Annotated in this window: 10 protein-coding genes and 2 rRNA genes; 1 reads left to right on the forward strand and 11 read right to left on the reverse strand. The window is 67.8% G+C overall.

The features are described 5' to 3' along the window. The 11 genes from BX285_RS00005 to BX285_RS00060 all read right to left on the reverse strand — a co-directional run. Positions 1 to 2,679 (reverse strand): 23S ribosomal RNA (locus tag BX285_RS00005); the annotation flags it as partial. A 277-nt stretch (positions 2,680 to 2,956) separates the two neighbouring features. Further along, positions 2,957 to 4,480 (reverse strand): 16S ribosomal RNA (locus tag BX285_RS00010). A 639-nt stretch (positions 4,481 to 5,119) separates the two neighbouring features. Next, positions 5,120 to 6,643: a CoA-acylating methylmalonate-semialdehyde dehydrogenase gene (locus BX285_RS00020; RefSeq protein WP_097236064.1), complete on the reverse strand. Its 1,524-nt coding sequence runs from the start codon at positions 6,641 to 6,643 to the stop codon at positions 5,120 to 5,122. Positions 6,644 to 6,975: 332 nt separating this feature from the next. Beyond that, complete coding sequence (locus BX285_RS00025) at positions 6,976 to 7,749, reverse strand: nucleotidyl transferase AbiEii/AbiGii toxin family protein (RefSeq protein ID WP_121174159.1); 774 nt, start codon at positions 7,747 to 7,749, stop codon at positions 6,976 to 6,978. 68 nt (positions 7,750 to 7,817) lie between these two features. Next, positions 7,818 to 8,249 (reverse strand): bifunctional DNA primase/polymerase, encoded by a 432-nt coding sequence (locus tag BX285_RS00030; protein ID WP_121174160.1) that lies wholly within the window; start codon positions 8,247 to 8,249, stop codon positions 7,818 to 7,820. A gap of 194 nt (positions 8,250 to 8,443) precedes the next feature. Next, positions 8,444 to 9,838 carry an FAD-binding oxidoreductase gene (locus BX285_RS00035; RefSeq protein WP_121174161.1) on the reverse strand — a complete coding sequence of 465 codons (1,395 nt, stop codon included), beginning with the start codon at positions 9,836 to 9,838 and terminating at the stop codon, positions 8,444 to 8,446. Positions 9,839 to 9,899: 61 nt separating this feature from the next. After that, a complete protein-coding gene (locus tag BX285_RS00040) occupies positions 9,900 to 10,703 on the reverse strand; it encodes an ABC transporter permease (protein ID WP_121174162.1) in 804 nt (267 codons plus the stop codon). After that, on the reverse strand, positions 10,703 to 11,632 hold the full coding sequence (locus tag BX285_RS00045) for an ABC transporter permease (RefSeq protein WP_121174163.1): 930 nt from the start codon (positions 11,630 to 11,632) through the stop codon (positions 10,703 to 10,705). The genes BX285_RS00040 and BX285_RS00045 overlap by 1 nt, the downstream gene beginning before the upstream one ends. After that, on the reverse strand, positions 11,629 to 12,771 hold the full coding sequence (locus BX285_RS00050) for an ABC transporter ATP-binding protein (protein ID WP_121174164.1): 1,143 nt from the start codon (positions 12,769 to 12,771) through the stop codon (positions 11,629 to 11,631). The genes BX285_RS00045 and BX285_RS00050 overlap by 4 nt, the downstream gene beginning before the upstream one ends. Before the next feature lie 47 nt (positions 12,772 to 12,818). After that, a complete protein-coding gene (locus tag BX285_RS00055; protein WP_121174165.1) occupies positions 12,819 to 14,078 on the reverse strand; it encodes a spermidine/putrescine ABC transporter substrate-binding protein in 1,260 nt (419 codons plus the stop codon). Between the two features lie 61 nt (positions 14,079 to 14,139). After that, on the reverse strand, positions 14,140 to 15,651 hold the full coding sequence (locus BX285_RS00060) for a gamma-aminobutyraldehyde dehydrogenase (RefSeq protein ID WP_121174166.1): 1,512 nt from the start codon (positions 15,649 to 15,651) through the stop codon (positions 14,140 to 14,142). A gap of 383 nt (positions 15,652 to 16,034) precedes the next feature. Here BX285_RS00060 and BX285_RS00065 point away from each other — a divergent pair, with 383 nt between their 5' ends. Further along, a complete protein-coding gene (locus BX285_RS00065) occupies positions 16,035 to 17,690 on the forward strand; it encodes a PucR family transcriptional regulator (protein WP_097236073.1) in 1,656 nt (551 codons plus the stop codon). Positions 17,691 to 17,746 lie beyond the last annotated feature (56 nt).

The following is a 17,746-nucleotide window of genomic DNA, read 5'->3' on the forward strand; positions in this document are numbered from 1 at the left end:
AGCCTGTTATCCCCGGGGTACCTTTTATCCGTTGAGCGACGGCGCTTCCACAAGCCACCGCCGGATCACTAGTCCCTACTTTCGTACCTGCTCGACCCGTCAGTCTCACAGTCAAGCTCCCTTGTGCACTTACACTCAACACCTGATTGCCAACCAGGCTGAGGGAACCTTTGGGCGCCTCCGTTACCCTTTAGGAGGCAACCGCCCCAGTTAAACTACCCACCAGACACTGTCCCTGATCCGGATCACGGACCCAGGTTTAGACATCCAGCACGACCAGAGTGGTATTTCAACGACGACTCCACAACAACTGGCGTTGCCGCTTCAAAGTCTCCCACCTATCCTACACAAGCCGAACCGAACACCAATATCAAGCTATAGTAAAGGTCCCGGGGTCTTTCCGTCCTGCTGCGCGAAACGAGCATCTTTACTCGTAATGCAATTTCACCGGGCCTATGGTTGAGACAGTCGAGAAGTCGTTACGCCATTCGTGCAGGTCGGAACTTACCCGACAAGGAATTTCGCTACCTTAGGATGGTTATAGTTACCACCGCCGTTTACTGGCGCTTAAGTTCTCAGCTTCGCCCCACCGAAATGGAGCTAACCGGTCCCCTTAACGTTCCAGCACCGGGCAGGCGTCAGTCCGTATACATCGCCTTACGGCTTCGCACGGACCTGTGTTTTTAGTAAACAGTCGCTTCTCGCTGGTCTCTGCGGCCACCCCCAGCTCAAGGCGCAAGGCCCGTCACCAGGAATGGCCCCCCTTCTCCGAAGTTACGGGGGCATTTTGCCGAGTTCCTTAACCATAGTTCACCCGAACGCCTCGGTATTCTCTACCTGACCACCTGAGTCGGTTTGGGGTACGGGCCGCCATGAAACTCGCTAGAGGCTTTTCTCGACAGCATAGGATCATCCACTTCACCACAATCGGCTCGGCATCAGGTCTCAGCCTTAACGTGAGGCGGATTTGCCTACCTCACGGCCTACACCCTTACCCCGGGACAACCACCGCCCGGGCTGGACTACCTTCCTGCGTCACCCCATCGCTCACCTACTACCCCGTTGGGTCACCGGCTTCCACCACGTCCCATTGTCCGAAGACTCCGGGCCGGCTTCACGGGCTTAGCATCAAGAGGTTCAGCGTTGGCGCTTCAAAGCGGGTACGGGAATATCAACCCGTTGTCCATCGACTACGCCTGTCGGCCTCGCCTTAGGTCCCGACTTACCCTGGGCAGATCAGCTTGACCCAGGAACCCTTGGTCAATCGGCGCAAGAGTTTCCCACTCTTGTATCGCTACTCATGCCTGCATTCTCACTCGTATACCGTCCACGACTGGTTTCCACCGCCGCTTCACCCGGCACACGACGCTCCCCTACCCATCACAGCAGGCGTTGGCCCTCAATGCTGCAATGACACGACTTCGGTGATGTGCTTGAGCCCCGCTACATTGTCGGCGCGGAATCACTTGACCAGTGAGCTATTACGCACTCTTTCAAGGGTGGCTGCTTCTAAGCCAACCTCCTGGTTGTCTCTGCGACTCCACATCCTTTCCCACTTAGCACACGCTTAGGGACCTTAGTCGGTGTTCTGGGCTGTTTCCCTCTCGACCATGGAGCTTATCCCCCACAGTCTCACTGCCACGCTCTCACTTACCGGCATTCGGAGTTTGGCTAAGGTCAGTAACCCGGTAAGGCCCATCGCCTATCCAGTGCTCTACCTCCGGCAAGAAACACGTGACGCTGCACCTAAATGCATTTCGGGGAGAACCAGCTATCACGGAGTTTGATTGGCCTTTCACCCCTAACCACAGGTCATCCCCCAGGTTTTCAACCCTGGTGGGTTCGGTCCTCCACACGGTCTTACCCGCGCTTCAACCTGCCCATGGCTAGATCACTCCGCTTCGGGTCTTGGGCATGCAACTGAGTCGCCCTATTCGGACTCGCTTTCGCTACGGCTACCCCACACGGGTTAACCTCGCTACACACCGCAAACTCGCAGGCTCATTCTTCAAAAGGCACGCAGTCACGGCCGTGATCCGAAGACCACGACGACGCTCCCACGGCTTGTAGGCACACGGTTTCAGGTACTATTTCACTCCGCTCCCGCGGTACTTTTCACCATTCCCTCACGGTACTATCCGCTATCGGTCACCAGGGAATATTTAGGCTTAGCGGGTGGTCCCGCCAGATTCACACGGGATTTCTCGGGCCCCGTGCTACTTGGGAGATGAGCAAGCAAGCCGTACAGATTTCGTCTACGGGGGTCTTACCCTCTACGCCGGACCTTTCGCATGTCCTTCGACTACCCATACGGTTTCTGACTCGCCCAGCCGCCGGCAGACGACTGAAGCTCATTCCCACAACCCCGCAATGGCAACCCCTGCCGGGTCTCACACCAAAACGGTTTAGCCTCATCCAGTTTCGCTCGCCACTACTCCCGGAATCACGGTTGTTTTCTCTTCCTGCGGGTACTGAGATGTTTCACTTCCCCGCGTTCCCTCCACACTGCCTATGTGTTCAGCAGCGGGTGACAGCCCATGACGACTGCCGGGTTTCCCCATTCGGAAACCCCCGGATCAAAGCCTGGTTGACGGCTCCCCGGGGACTATCGTGGCCTCCCACGTCCTTCATCGGTTCCTGGTGCCAAGGCATCCACCGTGCGCCCTTAAAAACTTGGCCACAGATGCTCGCGTCCACTGTGCAGTTCTCAAACAACGACCAGTCACACACCCTCAACAACCCGAACCGGGCTGCCTCAAGTGAGGCCGGCAACCACTGAGACAACGGTTACCCGTTCCCTCAGGACCCAACAACGTGCCCGACACAGTCAATCCCGGAAGCGTTCCACGCCGAAGCAGTACTAGCAGTCCGATCTCTTCCTGTGCCGAATAGTCAACGTTCCACCCATGAGCGAGCACTCCGGGACATTCGCCCGAAGCTGCTATGTGCTCCTTAGAAAGGAGGTGATCCAGCCGCACCTTCCGGTACGGCTACCTTGTTACGACTTCGTCCCAATCGCTGGTCCCACCTTCGACGGCTCCTCCCCTTACGGGTTAGGCCACCGGCTTCGGGTGTTACCGACTTTCGTGACGTGACGGGCGGTGTGTACAAGGCCCGGGAACGTATTCACCGCAGCATGCTGATCTGCGATTACTAGCAACTCCAACTTCATGGGGTCGAGTTGCAGACCCCAATCCGAACTGAGGCCGGCTTTTTGGGATTCGCTCCGCCTCACGGCATCGCAGCCCTTTGTACCGACCATTGTAGCACGTGTGCAGCCCAAGACATAAGGGGCATGATGATTTGACGTCGTCCCCACCTTCCTCCGAGTTGACCCCGGCAGTCTCCTGTGAGTCCCCATCACCCCGAAAGGCATGCTGGCAACACAGAACAAGGGTTGCGCTCGTTGCGGGACTTAACCCAACATCTCACGACACGAGCTGACGACAACCATGCACCACCTGTATACCGACCACAAGGGGGCACCTGTCTCCAGGTGTTTCCGGCATATGTCAAGCCTTGGTAAGGTTCTTCGCGTTGCGTCGAATTAAGCCACATGCTCCGCTGCTTGTGCGGGCCCCCGTCAATTCCTTTGAGTTTTAGCCTTGCGGCCGTACTCCCCAGGCGGGGAACTTAATGCGTTAGCTGCGGCACCGACGACGTGGAATGTCGCCAACACCTAGTTCCCAACGTTTACGGCGTGGACTACCAGGGTATCTAATCCTGTTCGCTCCCCACGCTTTCGCTCCTCAGCGTCAGTAATGGCCCAGAGATCCGCCTTCGCCACCGGTGTTCCTCCTGATATCTGCGCATTTCACCGCTACACCAGGAATTCCGATCTCCCCTACCACACTCTAGCCTGCCCGTATCGAATGCAGACCCGGGGTTAAGCCCCGGGCTTTCACATCCGACGCGACAGGCCGCCTACGAGCTCTTTACGCCCAATAATTCCGGACAACGCTCGCACCCTACGTATTACCGCGGCTGCTGGCACGTAGTTAGCCGGTGCTTCTTCTGCAGGTACCGTCACTTGCGCTTCTTCCCTGCTGAAAGAGGTTTACAACCCGAAGGCCGTCATCCCTCACGCGGCGTCGCTGCATCAGGCTTGCGCCCATTGTGCAATATTCCCCACTGCTGCCTCCCGTAGGAGTCTGGGCCGTGTCTCAGTCCCAGTGTGGCCGGTCGCCCTCTCAGGCCGGCTACCCGTCGTCGCCTTGGTAGGCCATTACCCCACCAACAAGCTGATAGGCCGCGGGCTCATCCTGCACCGCCGGAGCTTTCCACCCGAGAGCATGCGCTCCCGGGTCATATCCGGTATTAGACCCCGTTTCCAGGGCTTGTCCCAGAGTGCAGGGCAGATTGCCCACGTGTTACTCACCCGTTCGCCACTGATCCACCCCGAAGGGCTTCACCGTTCGACTTGCATGTGTTAAGCACGCCGCCAGCGTTCGTCCTGAGCCAGGATCAAACTCTCCGTGAATGTCTACCCGTAATCGGGCGGCACTCGCGTTGAGCGGCACGGCAACCACCGGAATAGGGTGATCCCGCGCACTGCGTCCTCGCTAGTGTTATTTCAAAAGGAATCTCCAACCCCAGGAAACCTGAGGCCGGGGATGTCAACATATCTGGCGTTGACTTTTGGCACGCTGTTGAGTTCTCAAGGAACGGACGCTTCCTTCGGACCGCCTTCCAGCGGACCCTCCGGGCTTCGTTCATTCGTGTTCCCAGCTTATCAGATGATTTCCGCTCCGTTTCCGGGGCTTCGTTCATCCAACTCGCCGGAGTCTTCCGGGGTTTGACGCCCCGTCCGACGTTCCAAACTCTAGCCGATCCCCGCTCCGAGAAGCGAATCCAGCCGCAATCCGATAAAACGAACACGCCGAATAGCGCCGAGCCGCTGAGCGTAAAAACGCATAAACGACCCAGCCCGAGCCGGGAAGTGGTGTTTCAAGGGATTGGCTGCCCCGGGACCGTCCGCGCCGATGCGTGTCCGGTGCTCCCTGCCAGGCAGCTCGAAGAACTCTACGCGATACGACGGCCGGATGCAAACGATGTGCAAAGCGGCCGGCCGCGGCCCCGGGGAGAGGGACCCGGCCGGCACGCGGGCGGGGCTGCGGGGTCAGCTGTTGGTCGGGAAGCCCAGGTTGATGCCGCCGTGCGACGGGTCCAGCCAGCGCTGGGTCACGGCCTTGCCGCGGGTGAAGAACTGCACGCCGTCCGGGCCGTACGCGTGGGCGTCGCCGAACAGCGAGGCCTTCCAGCCGCCGAAGGAGTAGTAGGCGACCGGCACCGGGATCGGCACGTTGATGCCGACCATGCCGACCTCCACCTCGAACTGGAAGCGCCGGGCGGCGCCGCCGTCGTTGGTGAAGAGGGCGGTGCCGTTGCCGTACGGGTTGGCGTTGATGAGCGCCAGGCCCTCGTCGTAGGAGGAGACGCGCACCACGGAAAGGACCGGGCCGAAGATCTCGTCGTTGTAGACGGACATGCCGGGCTTGACGTGGTCGAACAGCGTGGGGCCGAGCCAGAAGCCGTCGGCGGTCGGGGTGCCGTCCCTGTCCTCGGCGGTGATCGGGTGCTTGCGGCCGTCCACGGCGAGCTCGGCGCCGTCGGCGACACCGGACTCCACGTAGGAGGTGACCTTGTCGCGGTGCTGGCCGGTGACCAGCGGACCCATCTCGGAGTCGCCGTTGCAGCCGGGGCCGACCTTCAGGGTGGCGATCCGCTGCTTGATCTTCTCGACCAGCTCGTCGCCGATCGGGTCGACCGCGACCAGGACGGACACCGCCATGCAGCGCTCGCCGGCCGCGCCGAAGCCGGCGTTGACGGCGGCGTCGGCGGCCAGGTCGAGGTCGGCGTCGGGCAGGACCAGCATGTGGTTCTTGGCGCCGCCGAGGGCCTGCACGCGCTTGCCGTAGCGGGTGCCGGTCTCGTAGACGTAGCGGGCGATCGGGGTGGAGCCGACGAAGCTGACGGACTTGATGTCCGGGTGCTCCAGCAGGCGGTCGACGGCGACCTTGTCGCCGTGGACGACGTTGAAGACGCCGTCCGGCAGGCCGGCCTCCTTCCACAGCTCGGCGAGGAAGTTGGCGGCGGACGGGTCCTTCTCCGAGGGCTTCACCACGACGGTGTTGCCGGCCGCGATGGCGATCGGGAAGAACCACATCGGCACCATGGCCGGGAAGTTGAACGGCGAGATGATCGCGACCGGGCCGAGCGGCTGGCGGATCGAGTAGACGTCGATGCCGGTGGAGGCCTGCTCGGTGAAGCCGCCCTTGATGAGCTGCGGGATGCCGCAGGCGTACTCCACGACCTCCAGGCCGCGGGCGATCTCGCCGAGGGCGTCGGAGTGCACCTTGCCGTGCTCCGCCACGATGATCGAGGCCAGCTCCTCACGGCGGGCGTTCAGCAGCTCGCGGAAGGCGAAGAGCACCGTCGACCGCTTGGCGACCGAGGCGGTGCGCCACTCGGTGAACGCCGAGGCGGCGGCGGCGACGGCCTGGTCGACCTCGGCGATCCCGGCGAAGTCGACCTGACCGGCGACCTGGCCGGTGGCCGGGTCGAAGACGTCGCCGCGGCGGGGCGCCGCACCGGCGGTGGCGACCGGCTTGCCGGCGATCCAGTGAATGATGTGCTTGCTCAAGTCCGTCTGCCTCCGAAGTCCCGGGCGGCGTCCTGCCACCGGTCCGGTCTGGCGCCGCCCGCGAGTGGGCCGGGCGACGGGAATTCACGGGGCTACCGCGCTCTCGTCTCCAGTCTGGTGGCCGACCGAGCCGGGCTCAACGAACAGGCTGACGGGGATCCTGGATTCAGCCTTACAGGTCGTCCGGTCACTACTCCGAACGGGTGCGCGCCAGGCGGGATCAAGGCCGTCGAGGCACCGAGGCCGTCGAGGCACCGAGGCCGTCGAGGCACCGAGGCCATCGAAGCACCGAGGCCATCGAAGCACCGAGGCCGCCGGGGCACCGAGGCCGCTCAGGCCTCCTCGTCCTCCAGGTACGGATCGTGCAGCCCGTCCGCCGCCTCCTGGGTCTCCAGCAGGTCCAGCCTCAGGTCCTGCGCCCACGCCAGCGCCCACCGCTTCAGCCCGTCCACCGCCCCGGCCGGGACGCCCCGGGCACGGAACCGTCCGTCTGCCGCCTCGGCGAGCGTCTCCAGCCGGTCGGCGAGCGCCGCGGGCTGGAAGTCCTGGTCCAACTCCCCTGCCAGGGCGAGCAGTTCGCCCTCCCGGTAGCAGCGGGTGAGGGCGTGCACGTCGATCAGGTCGCGCGGCATGCCGCGGTCCACGAGCAGCGTGGTGGCCAGCGCCGCCGCGTCCTCCAGGGCGACGACCGGCAGCACCACCGGCGGCCCGTCCGGCCCGTCCGGCCCGGGCGTGCCGAGGTCGAGCCGGACCGGCCGGTGCCCCAGCGGCTCCTTGCGCAGTTCCACCGAGTGCGACCGCCCGCCCAGTGCCAGCCGGACGACCAGCTGTTCCAGCCGCGGCGTGCCCGGCCGCTCGGCGACCCCGCCGCCCGCCGCCCGGTAGGCCTCGCCCAGTGCCTCGGCCACCTCCGGCAGGTCGGCCCCGCCGGTCGCCAGGGTGAGCCCGTCCTGGGCGCAGGCCGCGACGCCGTGGGCGCGCAGCGCGTGCCCGCCGGCCAGGGCGAGGCCGTACCGGTCGCAGACCGGCGCGGCCACGGCGGCGAGGCGCAGCTGCGCGCGGCCCGGTCGCAGGGACGCGTCGACGGTGTGCGGGGCGGTGGTCACACCTCCAGTCTGACGCGACCGCCCGCTCCGCGCGCCACCGCCGGCCCCTCAGGGACGAGTCGCCCGCCTCACCACCCGCTGAGCTCCGCCGCGGCCTCGTGCAGGGCGAGCTCCAGCAGCACCGGGTCGTTGAGCCGCCCGGAGCCGTCGGGCGGGACCAGCCAGCGCACCCCCCGACTGCTGCGCTCGGGGTGCGGGACGACGATCCAGGTGCCCTCCCCCGCGCCGCGCACGCCGGTGCCGACCCAGCGCGCGGCGGTGCCGACCGGCACCAGGAAGTTGACGTGCTCCTCGCCGAAGTCGGTGAGCGCCGGGCCGCGGGAGCCGGTGTCCAGGATCTCCAGCGCCGGGCGCCCGAGCCGTCCGGGGACGGAGAGGACGTCCCAGCGGCGGCCGGCCGGTAGCAGCATCAGGCCCAGCGGGGTGCGCTCCCACTGTTCCCGGAAGGATTCCGGGTCCGGTGCCACCTGGGCGAGCCAGTGCAGTCCGGTGCTCTCCATGTCTGTCCCCGCTTCTTGCCGTTCGTCCTGTTGGGGCGCGGCGGGAAAGGCGAGACCCGCCGTCACCAAGGAGAGGCGGACGGCGGGTCCCTCTTACACGGGTCGCGGACGCGGGAACGAACGGATCGGCGGTCGAAAGCTGCTGCGAGCTGCCCGGAGCTGCGCCGGCCGGGGTCAGCTGCCGCCGGCCGAGGTCAGCTGTCGAAGCCCAGACCCAGCCGGTCGAGCGTGCGCAGCCACAGGTTGCGGTGGCCCCCGTTGCGGTCGGCCCGCTCCAGCGACCGGGTGGTGATCTCGATCCCGGCCCACCGCACCGGCTCGGGCGGGAACGGCAGCGGCTTGCTGCGCACCATCTCCAGCGAGGTGCGCTCGGTGCGCTCGCCCGCGAGCAGGTCGAGCATCACTTCGGCGCCGAAGCGGGTGGCGCCGACGCCGAGCCCGGTGAAGCCGACCGCGTACGCGACCTTGCCCCGGTACGCGGTGTCGAAGAACGCCGAGAACCGGCTGCAGGTGTCGATCGCCCCGCCCCAGGCGTTGGTGAAGCGCAGCCCCTCCAGCTGCGGGAAGCAGCGGAAGAAGTTGCCGGCGAGGGTGCGGAAGGTCTCCGGCCGCTGGTCGTACTCGTGCCGGACTTGGCCGCCGTAGTGGTAGACCGCGTCGTAGCCGCCCCACAGGATCCGGTTGTCGGCGGAGAGCCGGAAGTAGTGGAACTTGTTGGCGCTGTCGCCGAGCCCCTGCCGCCCGCGCCAGCCGATCGAGGCCAGCTGCTCCGCGTTGAGCGGTTCGGTCATCAGCGCGTAGTCGTACACCGGCACGATGTACGGACGGACGCGCTTGAGCAGGGACGGGAACACGTTGGTGCCGAGCGCGACCCGCCGGGCGAAGACCCGCCCGTACGGGGTGCGGGCGGCCATGCCGCTGCCGTGCTCCCGCAGGTCGGTGGCCCGGGTGTGCTCGAAGATCCGCACGCCCAGCCGCACGCAGGCGTCCTTGAGGCCCCAGGCGAGTTTGGCGGGGTGGACCATGGCCACGCCCTCCTTGTCCCAGAGGCCGCCGAGGAAGGTCGGCGAGTTCACCTCGGCGCGCAGCTGGTCGGCGTCCAGGACGGTGATGTCGAGGCCGTACCGGGCGACGGCTTCGGCGACCTCGTGCAGTTCCTCCACCTGGTGCGGCTGGGTGGCGACGTCGATCTCCCCGGTGCGCTCCCATTCGGCGTCGATGCCGTGGCGCTTCAGGGTCTCCTCGATGGCGTCGAGGTTGGCCGCGCCGAGGCGTTCCAGCTGGGCGAGTTCGGAGGGCCAGCGTTCCAGGCCGTTGCCGAAGCCGTGGGTGAGGCTGGCCGCGCAGAATCCGCCGTTGCGCCCGGAGGCGGCCCACCCGACCTCGTTGCCCTCGACCAGCACGACGTCCAGGGCGGGGTCGCGTTCCTTGGCGATGAGGGCGGTCCACAGGCCGGAGTAGCCGCCGCCGACGACCAGCAGGTCGCAGGTGGTGTCGCCCACCAGGGCGGGGAGTGCCGCCGGCCGGCCCGGGTCCTCCAGCCAGAAGGGGGTGGGCCTGGCGTCACTGAGTGCGCGCGCGGAGTCCATGCATTATCAGCCACTTTCCACGGATAGATGACGTTACGAGCCACCGCTGACCGACCGTACGTCAGACGGTGGCCTTCCTGCGGTTGCCGAGCCACTGGCCGGCGACGGTCAGTGCGACGGCGGCGAGGAACATCGCGGTGCCGATGACGTTCACCTGCACCGGGATGCCGCGTTGCGAGGCGCCCCAGACGAACATCGGGAAGGTGACGGTGGTCGGGCCCGAGTTGAACTGGGTGATGATGAAGTCGTCGAAGGAGAGCGCGAAGCTGAGCAGTGCGCCCGCCGCGATGCCGGGGGCGGCCAGCGGCAGGGTGACCTTGAGGAAGGTCTGGGTGGGGGTCGCGTACAGGTCCTGGGCGGCCTGTTCGAGCCTCGGGTCCATGCTCGTCACGCGCGCCTTGACGGCCGTCACCACGAAGCTGAGGCAGAACATGATGTGCGCGATCAGGATGGTGGTGAAGCCGAACGGGATGCGCATGTTGAGGAAGAGCGTCCCGAGCGAGGCTGCCATGACCACCTCGGGCATGGCCATCGGCAGGAAGATCATCGCGGTGGTGGCCGAGCGGCCGCGGAAGCGGTGGCGGGCCAGTGCGAAGGCGACCATGGTGCCGAGCACGGTGGCGCCGATGGTGGCGAACACCGCGATCTGCAGGCTGAGCGAGAGCGACTGACACATGTCGGCCACGCCGCAGGGGTTGGTCCAGGCGTCGGTGGAGAACTCGTTCCACTCGTAGTTGAACTTGCCCACCGGCTTGTTGAACGAGAAGGCGAGCACGACCAGGTTGGGCAGCACCAGGTAGGCGAGGGCCAGCAGGCCGGCCAGCACCACGAGGTGGGCGCGGATCCACTTGACGATGCGGGACATCAGACCAGTTCCTCCGTCCCGGCCTTGCGCATGTAGACCGTCACCATGGCCAGGATCAGGGCCATCAGGATGAAGCTCAGCGCAGCTGCCGTGGGGTAGTCGAGCACGTTCAGGAACTGCTTCTGGATGCCGTTGCCGACCATCTGCTCGCTCGGCGAGCCCAGCAGCTGGGCGTTGATGTAGTCGCCGGAGGCCGGGATGAAGGTCAGCAGGGTGCCCGCGACCACGCCCGGCAGCGAGATCGGGAAGGTGACCTTGCGGAAGGTGGTGAACGGGCGGGCGTAGAGGTCGCCGGCCGCCTCGTGCAGGCGGGGGTCGATCCGCTCCAGCGAGGTGTACAGCGGCAGGATCATGAACGGCAGGAAGTTGTACGTCAGTCCGCAGACCACCGCGAGCGGGGTGGCCAGCACCCGGTCGCCGTCGGTGAGGCCGACCAGGTTGGTGAGGTCCAGGACGTGCAGCGCGTTCAGCGCGCCGACCACCGGTCCGCCGTCGGACAGGATGGTCTTCCAGGCCAGCGTGCGGATCAGGAAGCTGGTGAAGAACGGCGCGATGACCAGGATCAGGATGACGTTGCGCCAGCGCTTGTTCGCCTTGAAGGCGATCGTGTACGCGAGCGGGTAACCGACGGCCAGGCAGAGCACGGTGGCAACGGCGGCGTAGGAGAACGAGCGGACGAAGTGCCACTTGTACTCGACCAGGGCGTCCCAGTAGGTCGAGAGGTGCCAGGTGACCTTGAAGCCCTCTTCGAGCGAACCGGTCTGCAGCGAGGTGGACGCCTGGTAGATCATCGGGACGGCGAAGAAGACGACCAGCCAGGCGATGCCGGGCAGCAGCAGCCAGTACGGAGTGCGCTTGCGCTTCGGCTTCCGCTCCGCCGGTGCCAACGGGATGACCTGCGGCGGCGCGGCCGGGGTGGCGGCGGTCATGCGGCCTCCTCCGCGGTGCCCGCGTCGATCGCCTGCGAGGCGTCGAGGGCGAAGGAGTGCGCCGGGTTCCAGTGCAGCCGGACGGCGGCGCCGGGGACGATCCGGGCGTCGCGTTCCATGTTCTGCTCGAAGACGCTGACTTCCTGGCCGCCCTCGGTGCGCACCACGTACTGGGTGGAGACGCCGATGAAGCTGGAGTCGAGGACGGTGCCGGCGAGTTGGTTGCGGCCGTCGGCGACCTCCTCGGAGGCGTGCGTGATGGTGATCTTCTCCGGGCGCACGCCCAGGTGGACGCGCTTGGCGTCGGTGGCGCAGCGGGCCTTCGGCACGGTGAGCCGGGCGCCGGCCGCGCTGAGCAGCAGGTCGCCGCCCGCGGTGCCGGTGACCTCGGCGGGCAGCAGGTTGGACTGGCCGAGGAAGTTGGCCACGAAGGTGGTGGCGGGGTTCTCGTACAGCTCGGCGGGGGCGCCCAGTTGCTCGACCCGGCCGCCGTTCATCACCGCGATGGTGTCGGCCATGGTCATGGCCTCCTCCTGGTCGTGGGTGACGTGCACGAAGGTGATGCCGACCTCGGTCTGGATCCGCTTGAGCTCCAACTGCATCTGGCGGCGGAGCTTGAGGTCGAGCGCGCCGAGCGGCTCGTCCAGGAGCAGCACCTGCGGGTGGTTGATCAGCGCGCGGGCGACGGCGACGCGCTGCTGCTGGCCGCCGGAGAGCTGGTGGGGCTTGCGCCGGGCGTACTGGCCGAGTTCGACCAGTTCCAGCATGTCGTCGACCTGCTTCTTGACGTCCTTCTTGCCGCGCCGGCGCAGCCCGAAGGCGACGTTCTCGAAGATGTCGAGGTGCGGGAAGAGCGCGTAGCTCTGGAAGACGGTGTTCACCGGCCGCTTGTACGGGGGCAGGGCGGTGACGTCCTGGCCGCCGATCAGGACGGTGCCGCTGGTGGGCTCCTCCAGGCCGGCGATCATGCGCAGGGTGGTGGTCTTGCCGCAGCCGGAGGCGCCGAGCAGGGCGAAGAAGGAGCCCTGGGGGACGGTCAGGTCGAGCGGGTGGACGGCGGTGAAGGAGCCGTAGGTCTTGCCTATGCCGGTGAGCCGGACGTCGCCGCCGGCGGCCGCGTCTCGCTGCTGGTCTGTCATGGGGTGGTGTCTTCCTGGGTCTCTGCGGTTCTGCCGGGACGGGGGGGTCAGGCGCCGATGAGCTTGGAGAACTTCTGCTCGAAGTCGCTCTCCTCGCTCTCGGTGAGGGTGCGGAACACGTGCGCCTTGGCCGCCATCTCGGGGGTGGGTACGACCAGCGGGTTGGCCGCGGTGTCCGGGGCGAGGGCGGCGAGCTCGTCCTTCATCCCCGTGACGGCGGAGACGTAGCCGATGCCCGCGACCAGCTGCGCCGCGATCTTCGGCTGATAGTAGAAGTCGATCAGCTTTTCCGCGTTCGTCTTGTGCTGCGCCTTGGCCGGAACCAGCAGGTTGTCGGTCGAGGCGATGAACCCCTGCTCCGGGACGACGAACTCGATGTCCGGGTTGTCGGCGCGCAGTTGGATCAGGTCGCCACCCCAGGCGACGCAGGCCGCGATGTCGCCGGAGGACAGCTCCTGGCCGTAGTCGTTGCCGGTGAAGCGGCGGATCTGCTTGCTGTCGACGGCCTTCTGCACCCGGGCGATCGCGGCGTCGAAGTCGTCGGCGGTGAACTTCGCCGGGTCCTTGCCCATGTCCAGCAGGACCATCCCGATGCTGTCGCGCATCTCGGAGAGGAAGGTGACCCGGCCCTTGAGCTCGGGGTCGTCCAGCAGCTGGGAGACGCTGGTGACCTCCCTCCCCTTGGTCGCCTTCTTGTTGTACGCGACGACGACCTGGATGCCGGCCCACGGGTAGGAGTAGAGCCGGCCCGGATCCCAGTCGGGGGCGCGGAAGCGGGCCTCGACGTTGGTGATCGCGGTGGTGACGTTCGCCGGGTTGAGCTTCTGCACCCAGCCGAGCCGGATCAGCCGGGCGGCCATCCAGTCGGTGAGCACCATCAGGTCGCGGCCGGTGTCCTCGCCGGAGGCGAGCTGCGGCTTGATCTTGCCGAAGAACTCGACGTTGTCGTTGACGTCCTCGGTGTACTTGACCTTGATCCCGGTGGCCTGGGTGAAGGCGTCCAGGGTGCCGTGCTTCTCCTTGTCCTTCTCGTCGGTGTCCACGTACAGCGGCCAGTTGGAGAAGCTGACTTCCTTCTCCGTGCCCGAGAGGTCCTTGGCGGCGTTCGCGGTGGAGTCGCCGGTCGCCCGGGGCGCCGCCGGGATGCCGCAGGCGGCCAGGGTGCCCGCTCCGGCGGTCAGCGCGGCGGCGCGCAGCAGGGTGCGGCGCCCGAGTGCGGCCCGGCCGCTGGTCAGGCTGCGTTCCCAGGCCCTGCGGACCGGTTCGGGCAGACCGTCGGTGAGCTCGTTGAACGCCTTGAACGTCATGGAACGGGCCTCCTGGGGAGGGAGAGGGGGCGCGTGGGGGGGGGCGCCCCGGTCCGGGGGGTTATCTGTCTCCGAAGACGGTGCGGTGCCAGTCCTTGCGGGCCACCGCGGTGGTGTCGAACATGACGTGTTTGACCTGGGTGTACTCGTCCAGCGAGTACTGGGACATGTCCTTGCCGTAGCCGGACGCCTTGTAGCCGCCGTGCGGCATCTCGCTGATGATCGGGATGTGGTCGTTGACCCAGACGCACCCGGCGGCGAGCTCCCGGGTGGCGCGCAGCGAGCGGTGCACGTTGCCCGTCCAGGCGGAGGCGGCCAGGCCGTACGGGGTGTCGTTGGCCAGCCGCAGGCCCTCGTCGTCGCCGTCGAAGGGCAGCACGACCAGCACCGGGCCGAAGATCTCGCCCTGGACGACCTCGCTGTCCTGGGCCGCGCCGGTGATCAGGGTCGGCGGGTAGTACGCGCCCCGGGTGAGGTCGGTGCCGTCGTGGCCCTTCGCCGGCGCGCGGCCGCCGGTGACCACGGTGGCGTACGAGCGGGCGCGCTCCACGAAGCCGGCCACCCGGTCCCGGTGGGTGTACGAGACCAGCGGGCCGAGGTCGGTGTGCGGGTTCAGCGGGTCGCCGATCCGGATCGCCGCGAACAGCTCGGCCACCCCGGCCACGAACGCGTCGTACAGCGGGCGCTGGACGTACGCGCGGGTCGCGGCCGTGCAGTCCTGGCCGCCGTTGATCAGCGAGGCGGCGACCGCGCCGTGCACGGCGGCGTCCAGGTCGGCGTCGTCGAAGACCACGAACGGGGCCTTGCCGCCGAGCTCCAGGTGGGTGCGCTTGACGCTCGCGGTGGCGAGTTCGGCGACCCGCCTGCCGACCGCGGTGGAGCCGGTGAAGGACACCATCGCGACGTCCGGGTGGCCGACCAGGTGCTCGCCGGCGGTGCGCCCGGCGCCGGTGACCACGTTGACCACACCGTCCGGGATGCCCGCCGCGGTGCACGCCGAAGCGAACATCAGCGAGGTCAGCGGAGTCAGCTCGGCCGGCTTGAGCACGATGGTGTTGCCCGCCGCGATCGCCGGGAGGATCTTCCAGGCGGCCATCTGCAGCGGGTAGTTCCACGGCGAGATCGAGCCGACCACGCCGATCGCCTCGCGCCGGACGTAGGAGGTGTGGTCGCCGGAGTACTCGCCGGCCGCCTTGCCCTCCAGGTTGCGGGCGGCGCCGGCGAAGAACGCGGCGTTGTCGATGGTGCCGGGCACGTCGAACTCGGTGGCGAGCTTGACCGGCTTGCCGGTCTGCGCGGTCTCCACCCGGGCGAGCTCCCCGGAGGCCTCGGTCAGCACCGCGGCCAGCCGGGTCAGCGCCTCGGAACGCGCACCGGGGGTGGCCGAGGACCAGCCCGGCAGGGCGGCTCTTGCCGCTGCGACGGCCGCGTCGACGTCCTCGGTGGTGGCCAGGGAGACCTGCTCGACCACGCTGCCGTCGGCGGGGTTGACGACCTGGAAGGCCTCGCCGCCGCCCCGGGTCCGGCGGCCCGCGATGTACTGCGCGCCTGCGCCGAAGTCGGTCAGGTCCATCTGGTTCCTCCAAGTGCCGGTGGTACGACTGCGCAGGGCCGTAGCGCGCTTCCGCGGTAGCGGAGTCCGCCGTGTCGATCACTGGGGGTTGCGCGATCCTGACAGCCCGGCGGGGTTCCTAGCAAGGGATTCCGCGGTTGCTTTCCGGTCACGCGACGGATTCCTGTGCAGGATCGGTTTTCCGCCACGGCTGACCCGCTGACCATGCCCGTTGCCGCCGGGGCGTGACAAGGGTCACTGCGGCAATCTCGGTACGAAGCGCCTTACAGGGTGCAAGGGTGCGGGCAGGGCAACAGGTCGTCGCGGCGATGGATGATTCACCTGACACCCTGAATAGCCCGAACCCTGGATAGCCCGAACCCACACGGTCCTGGAGGCCCGCGATGCTCCCCACCGTCGCCCGCGTACTCGACCTGGAGGTGATGCGGCGCGGCCTGCCCCAGGTCGTGGCCGGCGCCGACCACCTGGAGCGCCCGGTCCGCTGGGTCCACGTCAGCGAGCTGCCCGACGTCGCCGGAATGCTCCGCGGCGGCGAGCTGGTGCTGACCACCGGCATCGCGCTGCCCGAGGACCGCGAGGGCCTGGCCCGCTACGTCCGCGAGCTGGACGAGGTCGGGGTCGCCGGCCTGGTCGTCGAGTTCGGGCGGCGCTACTTCGACGCGCTCCCCCGCGCCCTGGTCAACGCCGCCGAGCAACGCGGGCTGCCGCTGATCACGCTCCGCCGCGAACTGCGCTTCGTCGCCGTCACCGAGGCCGTGCACGCCCTGGTGGTCAACGCCCAGCTGGAGCAGCTGCGCATCTCCGAGTCCGTGCACCAGGTGTTCAACGAGCTGGTGGTGGAGGGCGCCGAGCCGCCCGAGGTGATCCGGCAGGTCGCCCGGATGGCGGGCGCGCCGGTCGTCCTGGAGAACCTGGCGCACCAGGTGCTGGCCCACGACACCGCCGGACGCCCGGAGGCCGAGGTACTGGAGGACTGGGAGCGCCGCTCGCGCGGGGTGCGCCCGTCCGGCCGCACCGGGCACGACCCGCGCAGCGGCTGGCTGGTCACCACCGTCGGCGCCCGCGGCCAGGACTGGGGCCGGCTGGTGCTGGTCCAGGAGCCCGGCCCGCTGCCCGAGGGCGAGACCCACCCGCACGCCATGCTCCTGGAACGCGGCGCCTCCGCGCTGGCGCTCAACCGGCTGGTGGTCCGCGACCGGGAGTCCCTGGAGCGGCAGACCCACCGCACCCTGCTCTCCGGCATCCTCACCCACGCCCTGACCGTCTCCGAGGCGGCGCTGCGCGCCCAGGCGCTCGGCGTCCCGCTGGAGGGCCGACGGCTGGTCGGCGTGGTGCTGCGCCAGCGGCGCGGGCCGATCCCGGCCGCGCTGGAGGCACAGGCCCGGCTGCGCGACTTCACCGAGCTGGCCGCGGGCGCGGCCCGGGCCGCCCGGCTCTCCGCCCTGGTCGGCGCGCTGGACGACGAGGCCGTCGGCCTGCTGATCTCGCTCGGCGCCCAGCAGGAGGAGCACGCCTCGCTGGACGCCTTCTCGGCCACCCTGCGCCGGATGTCGGCCGAGGCCGGCCGGGAGGGCGGCGACCCGGCCGCCCCGGTGGTCGCGGTCGGCTCCTCGGTCGGATCGGTCCGCGACGCCCGGCGCACCCTGCTGGAGGCCACCCAGGTCGCCGACGCCGCGCTGCACGACGTGCCCGGCGGCGGCCGCACCTCCTCCTACTACCGGCTGCCGGACGTCCGGCTGCGCGGCCTGCTCCACCTGCTGCGCGACGACGCCCGGCTGCAGACCTACGTGGAGCGGGAGCTGGGCCCGCTGCTGGCCCACGACGCCGAGCACAACGGCCAGTTGGTGCAGATGCTGCGGATCTACCTGGAGCAGGGCCGGAACAAGTCGGCCGCGGCGGACGCCGCCCACCTGTCCCGGCCGTCCTTCTACGACCGGCTGCACAAGGTCGAGCGGATCCTCGGCGTGGACCTGGACCAGGTGGAGTCCTGCCTGTCCTTGCACGTGGCGCTGCTCGCCCTGGACGCCGTCCGCCGCTGAGCCCAGGGGGCCGCGCTCCGGTTGCCGTCGCACCCCGGCGGATCACACCCCGCGGA

Source organism: Streptomyces sp. 1114.5 (assembly GCF_003635085.1).
Classification (GTDB): Bacteria; Actinomycetota; Actinomycetes; order Streptomycetales; family Streptomycetaceae; genus Kitasatospora.

Excerpts from the sequence above, each read along its gene's own strand:
- BX285_RS00060 (WP_121174166.1), bottom strand. The coding sequence starts at position 15,651 with ATGGACCTGACCGACTTCGGCGCAGGCGCGCAGTACATCGCGGGCCGC.
- BX285_RS00055 (WP_121174165.1), bottom strand. The coding sequence starts at position 14,078 with ATGACGTTCAAGGCGTTCAACGAGCTCACCGACGGTCTGCCCGAACCG.
- BX285_RS00040 (WP_121174162.1), bottom strand. The coding sequence starts at position 10,703 with ATGTCCCGCATCGTCAAGTGGATCCGCGCCCACCTCGTGGTGCTGGCC.
- BX285_RS00035 (WP_121174161.1), bottom strand. The coding sequence starts at position 9,838 with ATGGACTCCGCGCGCGCACTCAGTGACGCCAGGCCCACCCCCTTCTGG.
- BX285_RS00050 (WP_121174164.1), bottom strand. The coding sequence starts at position 12,771 with ATGACAGACCAGCAGCGAGACGCGGCCGCCGGCGGCGACGTCCGGCTC.
- BX285_RS00045 (WP_121174163.1), bottom strand. The coding sequence starts at position 11,632 with ATGACCGCCGCCACCCCGGCCGCGCCGCCGCAGGTCATCCCGTTGGCA.
- BX285_RS00030 (WP_121174160.1), bottom strand. The coding sequence starts at position 8,249 with ATGGAGAGCACCGGACTGCACTGGCTCGCCCAGGTGGCACCGGACCCG.
- BX285_RS00065 (WP_097236073.1), top strand. The coding sequence starts at position 16,035 with ATGCTCCCCACCGTCGCCCGCGTACTCGACCTGGAGGTGATGCGGCGC.